The following is a 19,363-nucleotide window of genomic DNA, read 5'->3' on the forward strand; positions in this document are numbered from 1 at the left end:
TATGAACAAATCTATATACATTTTAGCCGCATTATTGTTTGTTTTAAACAGTTGTGCCAACAAAGAAGAAAAAAAAACAGTTGAAGTAAATAAAAATGAAACCTTCTGTTTAAATGATCAATTGAAAAAGTCAACAACTATTTCTACAATTTCTGAACAACCTATTCACGAGCAGCTAACGCTTACAGGTAAGGTTGAATATAATGAGAATGATTTAGTAGCTCATAAAAGTTTACTACAAGGGGTCGTTAATAGTGTCAATTTCGAATTGGGCGATTATGTCCGTCAAGGGCAAGTATTAGCCGTTGTAAAATCTGCCGAAGTTCAGGGGATAACACAAGAACGTCGTTATTACCAAAATCAGATTGATTTATTACGCAAACAAATACAATCAAAAAATGAATTATTAAAAGATGGTATGAGTTCACAACCTGAGGTTTTAGCATTAGAGCATGAACTACAAGCAGCTCAAATTGAATGGGATAAAATCAATTCAACTTTAAAAATGTATCGTGCAATAGGTGACGAGCAGTTCCAAATTTTGGCGCCTAAAAACGGATACATTGTTCAGAAAAATATCAGTTCTGGTCAATCTATATCTAATGATGCAGACGAAGCTTTGTTTTCAATTTCTAACTTAAAACAAGTGTGGGTAATGGTGAATATTTACGCGAGTAATTTAAAATACATTAAACAAGGCGATCACGTAAAAGTAAAAACGGTAGCGTTTCCTGACAGAATGTATGCGGGTAAAATTGATAAAATATATAACATATTCGATGATAACGAACACGTTATTAAAGCCCGAGTAGTATTAGAAAATCAAGATTTAAACCTAATGCCTGGTTTAAGTGCGGATATCATCATCGACAAAAAAAATGTGATTGGGACTGCTTTTGCAATTCCTAATTCAGCCAAAGTATTTGAGAATAATAAAGAATATGTTGTCGTTTATAAAGACGATTGCTCAATGGAAGTTCGAAAAATTACGGCTATCGCATCCAATGCTGAATATACGTATGTAGAAGAAAAATTTGCAAAGAACGAGAAGGTTATCAGTTCGAATGCTTTGCTTTTAGTGGAAGAATTAAACAAATAATCCGATGCAGAAGTTAGTACAAGCAGTCGTAACCTTCTCGTTGCGCAATACCACATTTGTTATTTTCGCTACTTTAGCATTGCTTTTTGGTGGAATTTTCTCCTTAAAAAAGACACCTATTGAAGCATTTCCGGATGTAACCAATACCCGTGCACGTATTATTACACAATGGACTGGTCGTAGTGCAGAAGAAATGGAAAAGTTAGTGACTTTACCTGTTTCTAAAGTGATGAATAGTATTCCGCATAAATCCAATATTCGTTCGATTTCATTATTTGGATTATCCGTCGTAACAGTACAATTTGAAGACGGAATTGATGATTTTTATGCGCAACAATATGTGTCTAACAAATTAAACGGTGTCGATTTACCACAAGGAGCCGACGCATCGATCGAACCGCCCTCGGGGGCTACTGGGGAAATTTTCCGTTATGTTATTAAAAGTGACTTGCCAATTAAAGAAGTCACCGCCATTCAAGATTGGGTGATCGAACGTGAATTGCTTTCTGTACCAGGTGTAGCGGATGTGGTGAGCTTTGGTGGTGAAGAAAAAATCTATGAGATAAAAATCAATCCAACTGAACTAAAGAATTACGATTTATCACCATTGGATGTATACGAAGCCGTTTCTAAATCCAATGTAAATGTAGGTGGAGATGTTATTCAACAAGGAGATCAAGCGTATGTAGTACGTGGCGTGGGTTTGCTGGATAAAATTGAAGACATCGGTAATATTACGGTCAAACTGAATGGTTCTACACCCATTTTAATTAAGAATGTTGCTGAAGTAATTGTTTCAAGTAAACCACGTTTAGGACAGGTCGGCTACAATGAACATGATGATTTGGTCGAAGGTATTGTGATTATGCTTCGTGGTCAAAATCCATCAGAAGTTATTGGCAACTTGAAACAAAAAATTGAAGAGCTTAACGAACGTACTTTACCAGATAATGTCAAAATAGAAACGGTAGTCGATCGTACCAAATTGGTCGACAATACAGTGAAAACGGTCGCAAAGAATATGGTTGAAGGTATATTATTGGTATCACTAATTGTATTTATTTTCTTGTACAATTGGAAGTCAACCTTCATCGTTGCATCGGTAATTCCATTGGCTTTTTTATTTGCCATTATTATGCTCAAAATTCAAGGTTTACCAGCGAATTTAATTTCAATGGGAGCTTTAGATTTTGGATTATTACTCGAAGGGACGCTCGTGATTGTAGAAACGGTTTTTGTCGCTTTAGCCACCATGCAGCACAAAGTTGGGTCGGAGCGTTTTGCAAAAATGAGCAAAATGGGCGTGATTAAGAAAAGTGCGGGAAGTGTAGCATCTTATATCTTCTTTGCATTAATAATTCTTATTGTAGCCTTATTACCCATTTTCTCTTTCCAAAAAGTAGAAGGAAAAATGTTTACACCATTAGCTTTTACATTGGGTTATGCTTTGTTAGGTTCGCTAATCTTGAGTTTAACATATGTTCCAGCAATGTGTAAATTGTTATTCACTAAAAATATCGAAGAAAAAGAGAATTTCATTTCAAAATTTTGTATCAATTCAATTTACAAATTATTCAATATCTCATTCAAAGCCAAAACTTTAACAACAGCTGTATTTGTTGGACTCTTGGCGATTTGTTCAGTGAAATTTATGAATTACGGTTCGGAGTTTTTACCACAATTGAATGAGGGATCAATTTACGTGCGTGCCACTTTACCCAATAGTATCAATCTGAAAGAATCAACTCGATTAACCAAAGATATGAAAACACTGCTATTGAAAGATACTGAGGAAATAGACTTTATCTTAACGCAAACAGGAAGGCCAAACGATGGTACCGATCCAACAGGGTTTTTTAATATCGAATTTAATATCCAGCTAAAAGACGAATCCGATTGGACGCGTACTATTTCGAAAGATGAAATCATCCAAGATATGCGTAATAAATTGGCTAATTATCCAGGAATTACCTTTGGATTCTCACAACCTATTCAGGATAATGTCGAAGAATATGTGGCGGGGGTAAAAAGTTCTTTGGTAATTAAAATTTTTGGTGACGATTTATACGATTTAGAAAATTATGCTAATAAAGTATCTACATCCATTGGAAAAGTAAAAGGTATTACCGACATTAATGTATACAAAAATATTGGTTTACCTGAATTGAAAATTCAATTACACGATACCAAAATGGCACGTTATGGTATCAGTACGGCCGATGTTCAAGCCGTAATTGAAATGACAATTGGAGGTCAAGCAGCTACTAAATTCTATGAGAATGATCGACAGTTTGATGTAATTCTACGTTTCGAGAAAGAATACCGTGACTCTCCTGAAAAGATTGGTAATATTCTAATTCCAACAAGTAACGGACAAAATGTACCGCTACAAGAAATAGCAACGATTGGCTACAAAACAGGTCCTGCTTTTATTTACCGTGAAGGAAACAGCCGTTACATTGGTGTTGGTTTTAGTATAGATGGGCGTGATTTAGGTTCAACGATTTCGGAAGCAAAAGAAGTGGTAGCTAAAGAAGTGGAACTTCCAAAAGATAACTATATGGAATGGGCAGGTGAGTTCGAAAGTAAAGAACGTGCTTCAAAACAATTAATGACAGTAATTCCAATTTCTTTAGTCCTAATTCTGTTGTTATTGTATAGTAATTTCGGAAATATGAAAGATGCGGCATTGGCAGCAATCACAATTCCATTTGCTTTTATTGGAGGATTTCTATCCTTATGGATCACCAATACTATCTTTGGAATTTCCGCAGGAATTGGATTAATCATTTTGTTTGGAGTTAATACCATCAATGGGATTATCCTAATAGCTGTAATGAAAGATAATCTAAAAGAATATCCATTGATAAAAGCTATTAAATTAGGCGTGAAAGACCGTATCCGTTCCATCTTAATGATTGCTCTAATGGGCTCATTGGGTTTATTACCAGCAGCCTTATCTACTGGAATGGGTTCTGAAATCCAAAAACCGTTAGCCATTATGATTGTAGGTGGATTAATGATTTGCTTGGTTTTATCTTTTACGGTATTGCCTACAGTCTTTTATTACGCGTATCGCAAGAATAAGTTATAGTGACTTATAGGTTTTACCTAACTAACTTATTTTTTGGTATAACATAACACCACAAAAGTCAAGTACCATAAAAATTTATATATAATCTGTACAGTGTTTTCAGCAGTCCAAAAGGAATTGCTGAAAATTAACTGTTCCCACAAAGCTAAAGGCTTTTCGTCCCTTAGCTTGATGTGCTGACAATATACCGACTAAAGTTGGCTGGACTAGTCCTTGCCAATCTGCATAAACGTAAATATCTGTTTTATTAACCGACATATTATAATAATTCTAGATCTTGAAGCTTACGACCCAAAATATCATCTGATGCTAATTTTAAAACATCTTCTTGTAAACCTAAGACACGTAATACATTAAAATAGGCTCCCATAGCAACGCTCGGATTTCCCTTTTCTATAAGATACAATGTTGAACGAGCAATGCCGGCACGCTCTGCAACTTGTATCGCTGTCAGCTTTCGACGTTTTCGAGCAAGTTTTATATTTTCCCCCATTTGTTCTAAAAGTATCTGAAACTTTGGAAGAACAACCTGTTTTCGCATAATGTGATTGTTATTTCAAACAAAAATACAAACTATGGATGAAATAACATACATAAAAATGATACTGAATGACAAAATAAAATAAGAGCAAACTATTTACCTACACCTTATCTACAAACTTTATATATTTGCAAGATATTGTCATGGTTTAAGACGTCAAAAAAGTAGTTACATAGGAAGGTATTAAATAAAGAGTATGGTATGGAATATTCAAAAGTCATATGAAGCTAAAATTCTACCTATCCATACTTCTTAGACTGCTTCAGAACTCTTATTAGCTCAAATTTGTAATTTTAAATTATGATTAAATCTTTATCACAAGAGTTATTTGATGAGGGTTATAATGTGTTATTAAACCGTGAACCTTTGAAAATTGAAGGTAGTATTCAGGATTTTATAAAAAGTCAAGACGTTAAAGATCCATCAGTATATAAAATAGCTGATTTACTTAAACTAAGCAGAAAAGAACTAGAAATTCTCATTCTCAAATAAATAATAAAAACGTTTTTTATAAAAGAAACATTCTGTTCTTCAGAAATAAAAATCTCTTGCAGTAGCCAAATCGCAATTTATTTTTAATGTGAGTAGTATACTTCCTACACCCTTGCACTTATAACCTTAAAGCTATATTTAAGAAAAACATACTTTCTCTTTAATGAAATTATCCCTTTTATATTGTCTATAACGGAGGTCAATGGGCCAGTTGATTAGGTTTAATTTGCCAATTATATCGGAGGACGTTGGGACACTTTCAATTAAACTGCTTAAGTTGCTGTTGTATAACCATATGATCACAGCATAGCAGGACACCTCTAGCAATTACACGATTGAGACCGAATTTAGCGAATAATTATTTCAAATCATGTATTCATTTTCATTTATTATGAACAATTGTAATCGGTAATTCAGAATACACAATTTTTGGTAATTATGAGTGCAGCAGAAATGGCAAGAATGGTGCAGCGTTTTTGGCAATAAAGAGTGCAGCATAATTGGCAATAATAAATACATAGTTCATCTTTTGGAACATAGAGTTCCAAAAGAAAAAACAAGCTTTGTCATAGCAATAAGACAAAGTAATTATGAACTATTATTTAAATAAACTTATGACCTATCAGGAGGTTCACAAAATGTATCGAGAAGGTAATTCGATACGCAAAATTTCAGAACATTTAGGACTGAATTGACCCCAACAATATTTTCTTCTGCAGTAATATATTCGTGCAAAAATTTAATATTATATAGATAAAAATTACTCAACAAAAAGAATGGACCGGTAATTAATTAAATTTCATAAAATAGAAAAAGGCCCATAAATGGGCCTTTGCACACAACACTAATCTAACAACTATAAAACAAATGATTGTCAATACTTGCATTTTTATAAAGGTGTAAAACCTTTTTGACCATATTATAACTACCTGCAATAAAGGGTACTTTTTGATGACTACTCATAATAGGAATATCTAGAACAGGTCTCATTCCGTCTATAGCTAATCCTCCAGCCCTTTCAATAATAAGAGCTATTGGGTTACATTCATATATTAATCGCAACTTTCCATTTGGAAAAAGCGCCGTAGATGGATAAAGAAAAATACCACCATGAAACAATGTTCTATGAATATCGGCTACCATAGATCCAATATACCTAGACTTATAGGGGAGCATATTTTCTTGGTCATGATGTTTACAAAATTTCAGATACTCTTTTACCTGTCCAGGAAACTCATTTAAATTTCCTTCATTTACTGAATATGTATAACCCTCCTTGGATAATTTTATATTATCATGAGTTAAGACAAACTCTCCTAATTCAGAATTTAAAGTAAAACCAAAAACCTGTTTTCCATAGGTAAAAATAAACATTGTCACTGGTCCATATATTAAATAGCCACCGCAGCATTGATTACGTCCCGATTTTAATGACAAGCTGTTCTTTGACGCTGGTTTATCTTGAACATAAATTGAAAATATTGACCCAACGGATACATTCACATCAATGTTGGATGATCCGTCAAGTGGGTCAATACACACAGTAAAAATAGATTGGTTTGGAATTGGATCTAGCTCTAAAATCTCTTTATACTCTTCAGATATCAGGTAAGAGCATACCCTCCCATCTTTAAGAGTATTTAAAAAAATATCATGCGCCATAATGTCAAGCTGATGTTGCTTTTCGCCGTGGACATTTGTACTTGAATTAATAATAGATTTACTAAAAGCGTACTTCTTAATTTGAGCGTCTAATAACTTACCAGATATAGAAATATCAACAATTAATTTCGCTAATTCAGTACCCAGCTCACCACGGTTAACCTCTTGTCTTAGAAATTGATGTAAATTTTTAAATTTCATACTTTAGAAAGTAACCGTTTCTTGTGATACGCCTTGTTTTATTACTTCATTATCTCCTAAAAGCGGTCTTTGGATAGAGCTAGTGCTTAACCAACATGCAAATCCGAGTACCTGCATTGAATAGCCATATTCATTATCGTACCATACATATAGGGTAAGTGTGTGACCATCATGAGAAATATGCGTTGCACAACCATCCACAATACCTGAAGGAGAAAGACCTACGATATCCGAGGATACAAGATCCTCATCAAAAGATAAATCTATTTGTTTATGTTTGGAGGGTGTGGCGGCTGAACGCATTATCAAGCTGTGCACCTCTGACACAGTAGTCTTTTTATTTAATTCAAGTATCAAAATTGCTAGCGACCCATTGGATACCGGTACCCGAATTGCATTTGACGTTAATTTATCTTTTAGTACAGGAATTATTTTCGAAACTGCAGCACCTGCCCCCGTTTCAGTGATGACCATATTTAGTGCAGCAGCACGCCCCCTTCTATTTTTTGCATGCATATTATCCACTAAATTTTGATCATTAGTATAAGCATGTATGGTTTCTATATGCCCCTTTATAATGCCAAATTCTTGTTGAATTAGATTAAGTACAGGGCTTATTGCATTGGTTGTACATGAAGCCGTAGAATATATAGGAGATAGAGTATCAGTGGCTATATTATGGTTAATGCCAAACACAATATTAGGAATATCCTTGCCCGGCGCAGTAAGAATTACACTTTCAATCCCTAATCTCAAATGCATCGAAAGTGATTTAAGATCTCTGAACTGACCGGTATTATCAACCAAAATGGCATCTTTAATATCAAGCATGCTATAATCAATCTCCTGTGGATCATTAGCATTAATAAAACGGATTGGTTTACCATTCACTATTATACTATGGGATTGCTCATCAATATCTATAACCCCTCGGAATGATCCATGAATAGAATCCTTTTGCAATAATGAAGCACGCTTCTTGAGATACTTTATATCTATAGGATCTCGGGTTACCACGGCACGTAAATTAAGTTTAATTTTAAGGGCGGGATCTGTACATAACTCTCGAGCAAGTAATCTACCTATACGTCCAAAGCCATATAAAATAACATCTTTAGCCTCTTTATTATTATTTAGATGCAAGTACCATAATTTTGAAATAAGAGATTCTTTTGTAATAGCCTGCTCTTTAGGGAAACTTTCTTTAAGTTCACCGATATCAATTACCCCGGGTAGTTCAGGCAGTTGAATCAAATCCTTCAGTATATCTAGTATAGCATTTAAGTTATAACTCTTTGCAGGATAAATTGGATCTCTATGAAAATTTAGAAGAAAATCGATCTTTTCATTCACGAGACTATAACCATGATATAGACAAAGTACATTACGGTCTTTCCATAACATATTGGCTAAAAGATTTACTGTTAAACATTCTTGCTGTTGATTCTTATACTGAATCATACTAGTAGATAAATTGCTAGTCATTATAATTGAGTTAATGATGCAAAGCTATCTCAATAGTCTTAATTACAAAACCAATATTTAATGATTTAATAATTTTTAACAGTCATATTTTTGAATATTACAATTATTTGAATACATAAGAATGTTTTATTATGATTTTGATAATTTAACAGTTTTATAATCTACAATTATTTATCTATTAATTAGATGGGCTATCTAATTATTATACTCAATATTTAAGAACCATACTTAATTAAAAGAATTTCACCGAAAATCCTATTGAATAATTCTTCTATAAGTTTATTTTCCACCTCCTGCTCCCCAGCAGCACTGATTTTTAATCAACCCTCTATATTAAATCATATTTTATTTCGCACACAAAAAAAATCACAACACGCTGAATAACAGGTTTTTAACACAAGACAAAACTTAAAGTGAAATATAATTATTCACCCATACACACTGTTAATAAAAGGTTATAATTTATTGATTTGATAAAAATTAAAAAATATGCTTTTAGAGATTCATTTATAAATCGACTTATGAAATATATAAAGAAAATAAACAGTTTTTCCATTTAATCAGCTTTAGCTCTAATTAATTAATTCCAGAGGCCTATTTCATAATGTATAATAAAACAACATTTAAGCTATCAGCATTACAGCTCAAGCTTTACAATACAGAAAATCATTGCGAGAATGATTTGAATAAGTTCTTTGACAGACAGGAACGAAGCATTATCCTTAAATAAAAAGGAAATTTTGTGAAAGTGAGAATAGGATTTCTATTCAATATACTGAAAGCACATTGGCAGGTAAATACCCGGTCCGTAGGGACTGACGTGAGTAGTTCCGACACTTATATTATAAATAGAGTTAAGTCCTATTACAAAGGAATCTAACTGATATTCAATCAACAAAAGCTCATTTAAAGCATTACTCAATAGAGCTTTAACGAGTAATCTTCTGCGGGAGATTTATTAAACAAATCTCAAGATCAGGAGCTTCCCCATTGATAAACAAATATGTTTTACTTACAAACAATTATAAAATGTCAACTTATGTTAATATTGATGAATTCCAAAATATTCGGATTTCAGATTTCCTTGCCGCCTTAGGACATTATCCTGTAAAGAAATCCGGTAAAGAACTATTTTATCACAGCATGCTTCGTCAGACCACTCGCTCTACTCCATCTTTCAGTGTATGGGATGAAGGAGGCAAATGGATAGATAGAGGCGGGGCCAACCACTCGGGCATATATGGAGGGGGAATAATTCAACTAGCACTTGCCTACTGGCCTGAACTTTCATTTAAAGAAGTTTTGCTTGAAATGCGAAAAACACTGAATATGCAATCCACCGATTCATACAAGAGTGCTCAAAATTTACATTCAATTTCCTCAAAGTCAACAGAGTATGCATTTGACCTAGTTAAAACAAAACCGCTAGGCACAAACTTTTTGCTTACCAAATACTTAGAATCAAGAGGAATCTTTGATGTTGCCCAAGGACATCTCCTGGAAGTGTATTACAAGAACCATTTAAATAAAGATTCACAAACCAGTTATTATGCAGTAGGTTGGCAAAATGAACATAAGAATTATGAGTTTAGTACTATTAAAGGTTTTAAAAGTAGTATAGGAGCAAAAGGAATATCTATTGTTCCTGGATCAGATAAAGACCATGCTGCAGTTTTTGAAGGCTACATGGATTATTTAAGCTGGCTAAAACACACAAACCATAACACTATCTCTCCTACAATTTATGTACTTAATTCTATTGCGCAGTTAAATAAAACTATAGACAGATTTAAATGCTTTAAACGAATAGATCTTTTTCTGGACAATGATAAGGCAGGAAGACAGGCCACAACACATATATTAAATGCACTTGCTCAGGCTAGGGACCACTCCCGAGAATACAAAGGATACAAAGACTATAATGAAATGCTAGTGGACAAGCTTGGATGTAAATATCATTCCTTTAATAATTATTTAAAGCGATAAAACCCTTTTACAATGAATTATAAAAAGCCTTTAAATACTAAAAATAAAACTGAGCAAAAACGGCGTTATTATCTTTCCCTAACGCAATCTGAGTTCTCTAAGTTTGTAACGCTATCTAAGAGCTTAGGAATGAGTAAATCTAAGATTGTTAGATTAATGCTGATTGAAAACTCTGATATTATGCTTTATAATACGGTAGAGCTTATAAAAACTTTGGATTTTCTTGGTTGTCAAATTGCCCAAATTAGAAGTGCACTAGAACCTGTGATACACAAATATTTTACCCATCAAGGACAATATGATAATACAAATAATATAAGTAGCTCAGTTCCCATAGCAAGTATTGAGGAATATTTAAAGACACTAAGCCGTATTGAAGAAAGCTTTCGTGGACTATTAAAATTAACCAAGAAGATGAAATGAGAGTGAAAATATTTAATAGTCAGCAATCATTTAAGGGTGTTTTATATAACATATCTAAAGTTAGTAGCGACAGAGCTGAATTAATGTGCGCAGAAAATTTTCATGCTCTTGGTATTCTTAGAATTATAAAGCCAGAAGATTATATGGATTATTTAATGAGTATATCAATATCTAGTTATATGAAAAAGCCACAATTACATACTGCAATTTCGTGTAAGGAGGAAATAAAAAATAAATGGGAGCTTACTGATATTGCAAAAAAGTGGCTAGATAGAATGGGCTACGGTAAGCAGCCCTACCTTATTTTTTTTCACTACGATACCAAAGTTAATCATGTCCACATAGTCTCTTCTCGTGTAGCACGTGAAGGTAAGGCCATTGATAACAGTTTTGAAGGTATACGCAGCTATTCAGTCTTGAATCAAATTTTAGGCATAGACACTCCAAAGCAAGCTGAACAAGATATAATTAAGGCCTTGAGTTATAAATTCTCTTCCCGCATGGAATTTATTATGATGCTCTATTCAATGGGATATGTCTGTGATATAAAAGATGGATATTTAAAGCTTATACGTCACGGGAGAGTACAGTCCGAAATTTCCCTTAGTAAAATTTATGCTAAAATAACTCCCAATGATCAATCTTCAAAACGAGTACAGCAACTTAAAGAGATTTTTTTACAGGGTCTAAAAAAGTATGATACAGCAATACTAACAAAACACTATTTAAGTTATCAAAAATTTTCTTCTTACCCCATTTGTTGCACTTCAGAATTTATTTTACAGCTTAAAAAAGACTATAATATTGATCTGATCTTTCATGGCAGAAGCCGGCAGTTACCTACTCATTATTGTATAATTGATCATTGTAGTAAATCTATTTTTGAAGGTAGCGATATATGTTCCATTGAGGAGTTTATTAGGCCTGTTAAGAACAATAATTTTGCTGAAAATCTAACACACTCAGCTTCCATAAACATTCTAAAGGCTGATATAGATAATGAATTTAAAGAATCTACAGGAATATCAATTGGAGATTTTAATATTGAAATCCTTGAAGAATATGATCCAGGGAGATTAAATAAAAGAAGGAAATATAAAACTACCTCGCAGTAAATTAAACCCTGATTATGATTATTCTATTTGCAAATATTAAAGGAGGAGTTGGAAAAAGCACCTTAACACTTGCCTTGGCAAATTATCTATCGCAAGAACATAGAAGATGGGTTAGTATAGTAGATTTAGATTTCAAACAGTCTTTAGTAAACATGCAGAAGAATACGCAAATACTTCAGACACCGGCTTTATACAGTATTTACTCTTGCGAGCAAGCCGAAAGCATGAATCTACTTTCGCAAATTAAAGAGCACCCAAATAAAATTGTGCTTGTTGATACACCTAGCAATATTCAGGAAAGTACTCTTAAAAACTATTTTTCATTAGCCGATCTTATTATATGTCCTTTTTGCTATGATCAATATACTACCCATGCTACATTGCTATTTAGTTTAGTTATATCCAAAATTAATCCTAGAGTACCTATATGTTATATTCCTAATAGAATTAAATCTGGTCCTATTATAGATGCAAAAGCTGAAATAGAAAAGGCTTTAGCAAACTTTGGTACCATTACTTCTATTATCAATGATAGAATAGACTTTCAAAAGCTAACAAATATTCACACTCCCACGACCCTTTTAAGCCTGATAATGCCCGTGTTCGATAGTCTGTATCATCAGTATCTATACAAATAATTATTTCTAACATTTATTATTAATTCTTAACTATGAACTGGTTTAACTTTTTATTAAGCCTTGCAATAGGCTACGCCATTTATTATGTTCTAAACATTCTCTACGACTTATACTTAAGTTCCCCCAAACCAACTAGCCAAAGCGACTCGCATGAGATAATAATCCCTAGACCTGCCACTCCAGTAAAAGTCTCCTTAGCTAGTAGCGAAATTAAAGTATCCTCTAAGATTCCTAGCGATCAGTATCCGGCAGATCAATCATCCACGGTTCTTAAGTCTGCTCAACTTGAATCAACAGGGGGAGTAAGTATGAATGAACTTTTCTCACTTATGCAGAGCCAAGTTATAGAGTACACCAAGGCTATCCCCTATTAACCCCAGCTGTTATGCAAAAATCAACTTGTTTTATTTTATTCTACCTCATTATTTCCCTTAACGTAAAAACGCTTAACGCACAACCTGGAATAAATGAATTTTATAGCCTTACAAATGAGGTGAACCGCTATTATTTCAACTTTTCGGATCTCGCGCTAGCTATCGGAGCCATTTGTGGACTAATTGGAGGATTACGCATTTACAACAATTGGCAGCTGGGCAAAGATCGCATAGATACGCAGATCTCAGGATGGTTTATGTCCTGTCTATTTCTAACCATACTTAGCTCTGTACTCAAAGGGCTATTTCATTAATTAACTAACACAACAACTAACTAAACAACATCATGAAACAACAACATTTTAAAAAACTATTTTCAGCATCCCTAATAGCCATTTTTTCGGTAAACCTTTTATATGGCCAAGGCGGAACTGTGGGAATTAATGCTGCAACATCCTCACTAAAAGGGTATGTAGACCCCATCTCTACTTTAATTTTAGCCATAGGTGCTGTTGTAGGACTTATTGGGGGAATCCGCGTATATATCAAATGGAATAGCGGGGATCAGGATATAAACAAAGAGTTAATGAGCTGGGGAGGTTCCTGCTTATTTCTTGTATTAGTGAGTGTGGTAATAAAAGCTTTTTTTGGCGTATGACACCTAAAAGTTATCCTATATACAAGGGGCTCCAAAAGCCCCTTACTTATAAAGGTTTTAAAGGTAAATACATTTATTGGGCTTTAGGTTCTTTAATCTTAGGATTATTAGTGGGGGCAGTAGCGGCCGCATTAACAAACATGATTATTGCGGGACTTAGCGCGCTTGCTTCTATGGGTAGCTGTATTGCTTTTATTCTTTATAAACAAAATAAAGGGCTTTACAACAGGAATATCTATTCCGGCATTTTTGTCCATCAAACTAAATTATCAATATACTATGAGAAAAGAAAACAAGAACCTATTTGACATACCCTATGTTGGAATAGACCATTACCAGGGTATGGATATTCTTTACAACGTTCATGGTGATTATTCGGCAATATTGAATATTAGTAATCCAGTAATGCAATACTCTGCAGATAGGGAACTTTATGTACAGTATCATCAGGTTTTATTAAATGTTGTTAAGATACTGGGCGAGGGTCATATCCTGCAAAAGCAAGATATCTTTATTCGCAAAGAGTATAAATCCACACAAAAACAAGAATTTCTAGAGCAGAAATATCAAGAGCATTTCTCAGGCAGACAGTATACTGAAATACAAACCTATTTAACTATCTCAAGACAGGTTAAAAAAGGGGCCTTCTACTCCTATGATTCCACACAGCTTTCAGCTTTTGTTGTTAACATTCAGAAAATCTATGACTTATTTCTTCAGGCAGGTCTTAAGCCAAGAATACTGAAAAAAGCCGAAATAGATGGTTATGTTAAAAAGATTATGTCGATGAATTTTAAAGACGAACATATTTATTTAGATAACATTCGACCTCAAAACTCTGAATTAATAATGGGGAGTAAAGCAGTAAGGGCCATCACGTTAATAAACACGGAAAGTATAGATCTTCCAGAAATGGTTAGCCCCTATAGCATACGAAATGATGCTGGAGCTCAGAATTTCCCTATTGATAATTTCTTCTTTCTATATAATGTGCCCGACTACCAGCTCATTGTTTACAATCAATTAATCGAAATACCCGCTCAAAGGCAGCTTGTAAGCAAATTGGAAGTGAAAAGAAATAGGCACGCCGGAATTCCAGATCCTGCAAACACTTTATGTGTGGAAGATATAGACCGTCTTCTAGTAGATGTTGCACGTGAAAACCAACTTTTGGTCCATACCCATTGCTGCATTTTGATAGCTACGGATTCCAGAAATATTGATAAGGCAACCAATTATATAGAATCTGCGCTGTTTCAACAAGGCATCATAGCCTCACGCAATGCTTTTAATCAACTAGAACTCTTTCGTGCTGCTCTTCCGGCAAATGCAATAGAGCTTAAAAAATTCGATTGGTTTCTTACAACCTGCGAAGCTGCTCTATGCTTATTTTTCAAAGAGCGCTTACTTACAGATGAACCATCTGACTTTTTACTTTATTTTACCGATAGGCAGGGTATACCCGTAGCGATTGATCCATCGGACTTACCTATGCAAAGTGGAAGGATAAAAAATCGCAACCGTTTTGTTTTAGGCTCCTCTGGTACAGGGAAAAGTTATGCTATCAATGCTATTGTGCAGCAATATTTACAATATAATATGGATGTTGTAATTGTTGATGTTGGGCATTCCTACTCAGGGTTGTGCAGCACATACAATGGTAAATACATAACATATAGTGATCACAAACCTATAACTATGAATCCCTTTGCTATCACAAAAGAAGAATATAATATTGAAAAAAAGGATTTTTTAATAACCCTAATATGTCTTCTATGGAAAGGATCTGAGGGTGAAACAACTACCTTAGAGCGTGATGTAATTGCAAAAACAATTTCAGACTACTATATAATCTATTTCTCTAATAACCAAGTAAAGGAAGTTTCAGAACTGAATTTTAACAGCTTTTATACATTTGCTAAGAACCACATACCTCAGGTTATGAAAGAGGAAAACATACCCTTTGATGTGGATGAATTCTGTTTTGTATTAAAGAAGTTTTATAAGAGAGGTGAATATGAGCAGATATTAAACGAACCTGCTGACAAATCACTTTTCGATGAGCAGTTTGTAGTATATGAAATCGACAATATTCAATCCAACAAAATCCTTCTGCCTATAGTCACCCTTATTATCATGGATATGTTTATCCAAAAGATGAGACACAGAAAAAACAGAAGAAAGACGTTAATCCTAGAGGAAGCTTGGAGAGCAATCTCCTCACCTATTATGGCTAATTTCCTTTTGTATTTAAATAAAACAGTGCGCAAGTTTTATGGAGAAATAATCGAGGTGACTCAAGAAATAAACGATATTATCGGAAACCCTATTATTAAAGATAGTATCATCAATAACTCGGATACAGTAATACTTTTGCAGCAAAAAGAGGCCGATTTAAAAAAAGTCGCAGAGCTTCTAAATATAAGTCCTATTGAACAGCTAAAAATTAGCACAATAAATAAACTTGACAACAAGCAAAATCGATCACGATTCAATGAATTCTATATCAGAAGAGGAAATTCGGGAGAAGTTTATGGAGTAGAGGTAAGCCTATTTCACCATATGGCCTTTACAACAGAAAAACCTGAGAAAAATGCTGTTGAAATATACGTTTGCCATTATAATACATATCCATTAGCTCTAAGTCGCCTGGTAGAAGACTTCAATAGCTCGAAGATGAGTCTTAAAGATTTTGTAAGTGAGGTAAACTTACGTGGTGAACCATTACTAATCTCACAAACATAAACCCTAGAACATTCATTATGAAAACACTAACCATTTTAATAATGACTCTGAGTATTACATTTGCCAATGCCCAAATTTATATTGATCCTACTGTTGCCGCCGCAACAGCCACACATGCAGGTGTAATAAACAATCAATTAAGTGATGTAAACAATAATCTTACATTGATTCAACGAGGGCAGCTTGCTATAACCGGCCAACTCACCATTGCAAATGAATTGCAAAATCAAATTTATAGAGGACTTACAGAAGTGTCAGCCGTGATGCGATCGCTACTGGCGGTAAAAGATATCAGTGAAGTATCTATAGACATTGTTGAAAATGTAAACAAGGCATTACTAATTGCAAAAACAAACCCCATATTACTTCTTTTTGCCGAACAGGGAGCCCGGGAATTTAAAACTAGGGCTACTAATTTATCTTTAGAAGTAGGAACCTTTGTTCTTAAAGGGGGTAAAGATAATCTGCTAGATGCCGGAGAACGTGCCAAACTGTTAAACTTTATACGTATAGAATTAAATATTCTTCGAGGTATAGCATTCGGAATGCAAAGAAGCATGTTTTGGGCACAGCAACGTGGCATACTACAATCTTTAAACCCTTATAGCACTTTTATTAATATAGACAAAAGTATAGCCGATGATATAATTAGGAACTCTAGACTTGTTAAGAAATGAAAACTATTGTGCTTATTTTCACCTTTAGCCTTTGTCTGAAAAATCCATTAAAAGCACAACTGAATGTTGAACTTCTACATCAACTGGTAGAACATAGTAAACAAGAGTATGATAAACAGCAAACTCTTCGCAACTCACAGGCTATAACCACAACAAACCAGCAAGTAAACAGTCAGCAAACGTCTTCTTTAAAAAGCCGCTATAGAGAGATTACTCAGCGGTTTGGGGTTCTAGGAACTGTGCTACTTACCCTAAGCACTTCTTTAGAATCCTCTGAGCTTGTAGACCAAATTATACAGGAACAGACTAGAATACTGCAGCATGTGCAAGATGACCCAAGCAAGACACTACTCGCTTTAAATGCTCAGAGCGAATTAATTACAAGAGCTCAACATTTAGCAAAATATATTCTGGGACTAATGCTTAGCCTGGGCGAAATAAATCAGATGAAGCAAAGTGATCGGAGAATATTATATGCCCATGTAATTACTGAGCTGAGAATTATATTAAGCATATCCAGAACGCTAGCCAATTCCATGTATTACTCCAGTGTGATTAACAAGGTTAAAGAGCAAGGGGCATTTTCTGATTTCGTCAATCAAGATAAACGTATAGTAGAAAGTATCCTATCTAAAATAAAAATCCTCGCACCATGAAAATACCAATTTTGATTATTTTATTGCTCACCGCCGTAAAAAAACTTGAGGCTCAAAGTGGAGTTACGGTAATTCATGATGCTAATCACTTGCGTATTATTAATGAAAATGCCGCCGTACGCTTATCAGCAGAAAGTTATCATAAATCCCTATTAAGCCAAATAAATACTCAGGTAGAGAATATCAATACAAATTTAAGCGCGGTTGTATTGGTGAAAAATATAATTCACCAGTCTTTAACCCATATTGATGAGAGTTTGAAATCCTCTATTCAAGTAATAGGTATAGCTAGATTAGTAGAAGAGATCTATAAAGAAAGCGCTGAGCTGTTACAGCAAGCATCAAAAGAGCCCTATCTCCTGCTTTTTGCCGAACAAGCTTCCAAGAATTTTAAGGACAGAAGTGTTAAACTGGCTCTAGAGGTCTCGGAGTTCGTATTAAAGGAAGGAGCAAACATTCTTATGGATTACCAAAAACGAGATTATTTACTTACTAAGATAACGCTAGAGCTTAAAGTAATAAGAGCATTAGTATTTTCAATGCACAGAGCTATCTACTGGGCTAAAATAAACGGTTTTATCAAATCCGTAAATCCGTATGCGAGCTTCATAAATATGGATAAGCAAAAAGCAGATGAAATACTCAGATACTATTACCTGCTAAAGTAATCCTATTATCTACCTATTAAATCACCCCAAAATCTAAAATTATGGAAAAATCCAAAGTATTATATCTAATACTATTCCCCATATTATTATACTCCCAAATGCTCAAAGGGCAGGGTGTATTAAAAATAAATGATAAGAATATTGTTTATCAACAAGAAAGAATGGTATTTAAACAATGGGATAAAAATAAATTTACCCCGAAAAAAGGCTTTTTAAGTTTAAATCCTCAATACTGGATAACATGGGGTCTACATCCCAATTATCCCAAAACCGATAGACGTCCACTAGCTGCTGGTGGCCCACAGACTTTACGTATGGGTATGCTATTGGCAATGAAGGAATCTACAGATAATTATAAACTTCATAGCGATACACTGTCATCTACAGCACTTACTCAAATATATAACTACGCCCCCCAAGCGACTTCTATAGATCCACTTTGGAACCTATATTATAAAAATGAGCTGGCTCCACTTTTGCAGCAGCAATCTGATCCACTAAAAGATCTTCCTGTGGACTTAAAAAACAGTTTACTAGATAAAGGAGTCGTTAACTGGTATTTACAAGAGTATCAAAGTCTGCAGCAAAGGCTTTCGGCCACAAGAGAAACATATCTTGATAGAGGAAGCAGAATTCTAGGCTATCACCGCATCCTTGAAGAATTCCGCTTGCTAGAGAATAACTGGAAAGCAAAAGTTCAGTATCAAGCAAAATACCTACTGCTCAAGAAAAAGATACAGGTGAGTGATACCTCCATAAGTTTCAAACTTCCAGAATTTCCCAAATCTCAGACCGATATAGAAATAGCGAACAAAATTTTAACGCGCGCGTACGCCAAATAATCCTTTA

General features: G+C 34.3%; 19 protein-coding genes. 16 read left to right on the forward strand and 3 right to left on the reverse strand.

Translation table 11 applies throughout. The annotated features are described in order from the left end of the window. Position 1 precedes the first annotated feature (1 nt). The gene (locus H8B04_RS11530; protein ID WP_149913430.1) at positions 2-1,099 is read left to right on the forward strand and encodes an efflux RND transporter periplasmic adaptor subunit; all 1,098 of its coding nucleotides are present in this window, start codon (positions 2-4) and stop codon (positions 1,097-1,099) included. A gap of 4 nt (positions 1,100-1,103) precedes the next feature. Then, on the forward strand, positions 1,104-4,193 hold the full coding sequence (locus H8B04_RS11535) for an efflux RND transporter permease subunit (RefSeq protein WP_190302446.1): 3,090 nt from the start codon (positions 1,104-1,106) through the stop codon (positions 4,191-4,193). A gap of 259 nt (positions 4,194-4,452) precedes the next feature. Here H8B04_RS11535 and H8B04_RS11540 read toward each other — a convergent pair whose 3' ends face one another. Beyond that, entirely contained in the window at positions 4,453-4,734 is a 282-nt protein-coding gene (locus H8B04_RS11540) for a helix-turn-helix domain-containing protein (protein ID WP_190302447.1), read from the reverse strand. 300 nt (positions 4,735-5,034) lie between these two features. Here H8B04_RS11540 and H8B04_RS11545 point away from each other — a divergent pair, with 300 nt between their 5' ends. Continuing rightward, the gene (locus tag H8B04_RS11545) at positions 5,035-5,226 is read left to right on the forward strand and encodes a hypothetical protein (RefSeq protein ID WP_165291342.1); all 192 of its coding nucleotides are present in this window, start codon (positions 5,035-5,037) and stop codon (positions 5,224-5,226) included. 849 nt (positions 5,227-6,075) lie between these two features. Here H8B04_RS11545 and H8B04_RS11550 read toward each other — a convergent pair. After that, positions 6,076-7,089: a class 1 fructose-bisphosphatase gene (locus H8B04_RS11550; RefSeq protein ID WP_190302448.1), complete on the reverse strand. Its 1,014-nt coding sequence runs from the start codon at positions 7,087-7,089 to the stop codon at positions 6,076-6,078. 3 nt (positions 7,090-7,092) lie between these two features. Continuing rightward, the gene (locus tag H8B04_RS11555; RefSeq protein WP_190302449.1) at positions 7,093-8,550 is read right to left on the reverse strand and encodes a glyceraldehyde-3-phosphate dehydrogenase; all 1,458 of its coding nucleotides are present in this window, start codon (positions 8,548-8,550) and stop codon (positions 7,093-7,095) included. Positions 8,551-9,603: 1,053 nt separating this feature from the next. Here H8B04_RS11555 and H8B04_RS11560 point away from each other — a divergent pair. Genes H8B04_RS11560 through H8B04_RS11620 form a run of 13 tightly spaced genes read left to right on the forward strand, consistent with a single transcriptional unit; the run spans position 9,604 to position 19,356 of the window. Further along, a complete protein-coding gene (locus tag H8B04_RS11560; RefSeq protein WP_190302450.1) occupies positions 9,604-10,560 on the forward strand; it encodes a toprim domain-containing protein in 957 nt (318 codons plus the stop codon). Positions 10,561-10,572: 12 nt separating this feature from the next. Beyond that, positions 10,573-10,983, forward strand: coding sequence for a hypothetical protein (locus tag H8B04_RS11565; RefSeq protein WP_190302451.1), 411 nt, complete (start codon positions 10,573-10,575; stop codon positions 10,981-10,983). A 2-nt stretch (positions 10,984-10,985) separates the two neighbouring features. Beyond that, a complete protein-coding gene (locus H8B04_RS11570) occupies positions 10,986-12,098 on the forward strand; it encodes a relaxase/mobilization nuclease domain-containing protein (protein ID WP_190302452.1) in 1,113 nt (370 codons plus the stop codon). 14 nt (positions 12,099-12,112) lie between these two features. Next, positions 12,113-12,736 (forward strand): ParA family protein, encoded by a 624-nt coding sequence (locus H8B04_RS11575; RefSeq protein ID WP_165291336.1) that lies wholly within the window; start codon positions 12,113-12,115, stop codon positions 12,734-12,736. A 32-nt stretch (positions 12,737-12,768) separates the two neighbouring features. After that, positions 12,769-13,110 (forward strand): hypothetical protein, encoded by a 342-nt coding sequence (locus H8B04_RS11580; protein WP_190302453.1) that lies wholly within the window; start codon positions 12,769-12,771, stop codon positions 13,108-13,110. A gap of 11 nt (positions 13,111-13,121) precedes the next feature. After that, positions 13,122-13,424, forward strand: a complete 303-nt coding sequence (locus tag H8B04_RS11585) for a DUF4134 domain-containing protein (protein ID WP_165291334.1) — start codon at positions 13,122-13,124, stop codon at positions 13,422-13,424. Between the two features lie 32 nt (positions 13,425-13,456). Continuing rightward, positions 13,457-13,768, forward strand: a complete 312-nt coding sequence (locus H8B04_RS11590; RefSeq protein ID WP_165291333.1) for a DUF4134 domain-containing protein — start codon at positions 13,457-13,459, stop codon at positions 13,766-13,768. Then, positions 13,765-14,076, forward strand: a complete 312-nt coding sequence (locus tag H8B04_RS11595) for a DUF4133 domain-containing protein (RefSeq protein ID WP_190302454.1) — start codon at positions 13,765-13,767, stop codon at positions 14,074-14,076. The genes H8B04_RS11590 and H8B04_RS11595 overlap by 4 nt, the downstream gene beginning before the upstream one ends. Continuing rightward, positions 14,048-16,513 (forward strand): TraG family conjugative transposon ATPase, encoded by a 2,466-nt coding sequence (locus H8B04_RS11600; protein ID WP_190302455.1) that lies wholly within the window; start codon positions 14,048-14,050, stop codon positions 16,511-16,513. The genes H8B04_RS11595 and H8B04_RS11600 overlap by 29 nt, the downstream gene beginning before the upstream one ends. A gap of 17 nt (positions 16,514-16,530) precedes the next feature. Beyond that, positions 16,531-17,190 (forward strand): hypothetical protein, encoded by a 660-nt coding sequence (locus H8B04_RS11605; protein ID WP_165291330.1) that lies wholly within the window; start codon positions 16,531-16,533, stop codon positions 17,188-17,190. Then, positions 17,187-17,846, forward strand: coding sequence for a hypothetical protein (locus tag H8B04_RS11610; RefSeq protein ID WP_190302456.1), 660 nt, complete (start codon positions 17,187-17,189; stop codon positions 17,844-17,846). Before H8B04_RS11605 ends, H8B04_RS11610 begins: the two co-directional genes overlap by 4 nt. Next, the gene (locus tag H8B04_RS11615) at positions 17,843-18,514 is read left to right on the forward strand and encodes a hypothetical protein (RefSeq protein ID WP_190302457.1); all 672 of its coding nucleotides are present in this window, start codon (positions 17,843-17,845) and stop codon (positions 18,512-18,514) included. The genes H8B04_RS11610 and H8B04_RS11615 overlap by 4 nt, the downstream gene beginning before the upstream one ends. 41 nt (positions 18,515-18,555) lie before the next feature. Further along, positions 18,556-19,356, forward strand: a complete 801-nt coding sequence (locus H8B04_RS11620) for a hypothetical protein (protein ID WP_190302458.1) — start codon at positions 18,556-18,558, stop codon at positions 19,354-19,356. Positions 19,357-19,363 lie beyond the last annotated feature (7 nt).

This window comes from Sphingobacterium litopenaei (genome assembly GCF_014692495.1).
Classification (GTDB): Bacteria; Bacteroidota; Bacteroidia; order Sphingobacteriales; family Sphingobacteriaceae; genus Sphingobacterium; species Sphingobacterium litopenaei.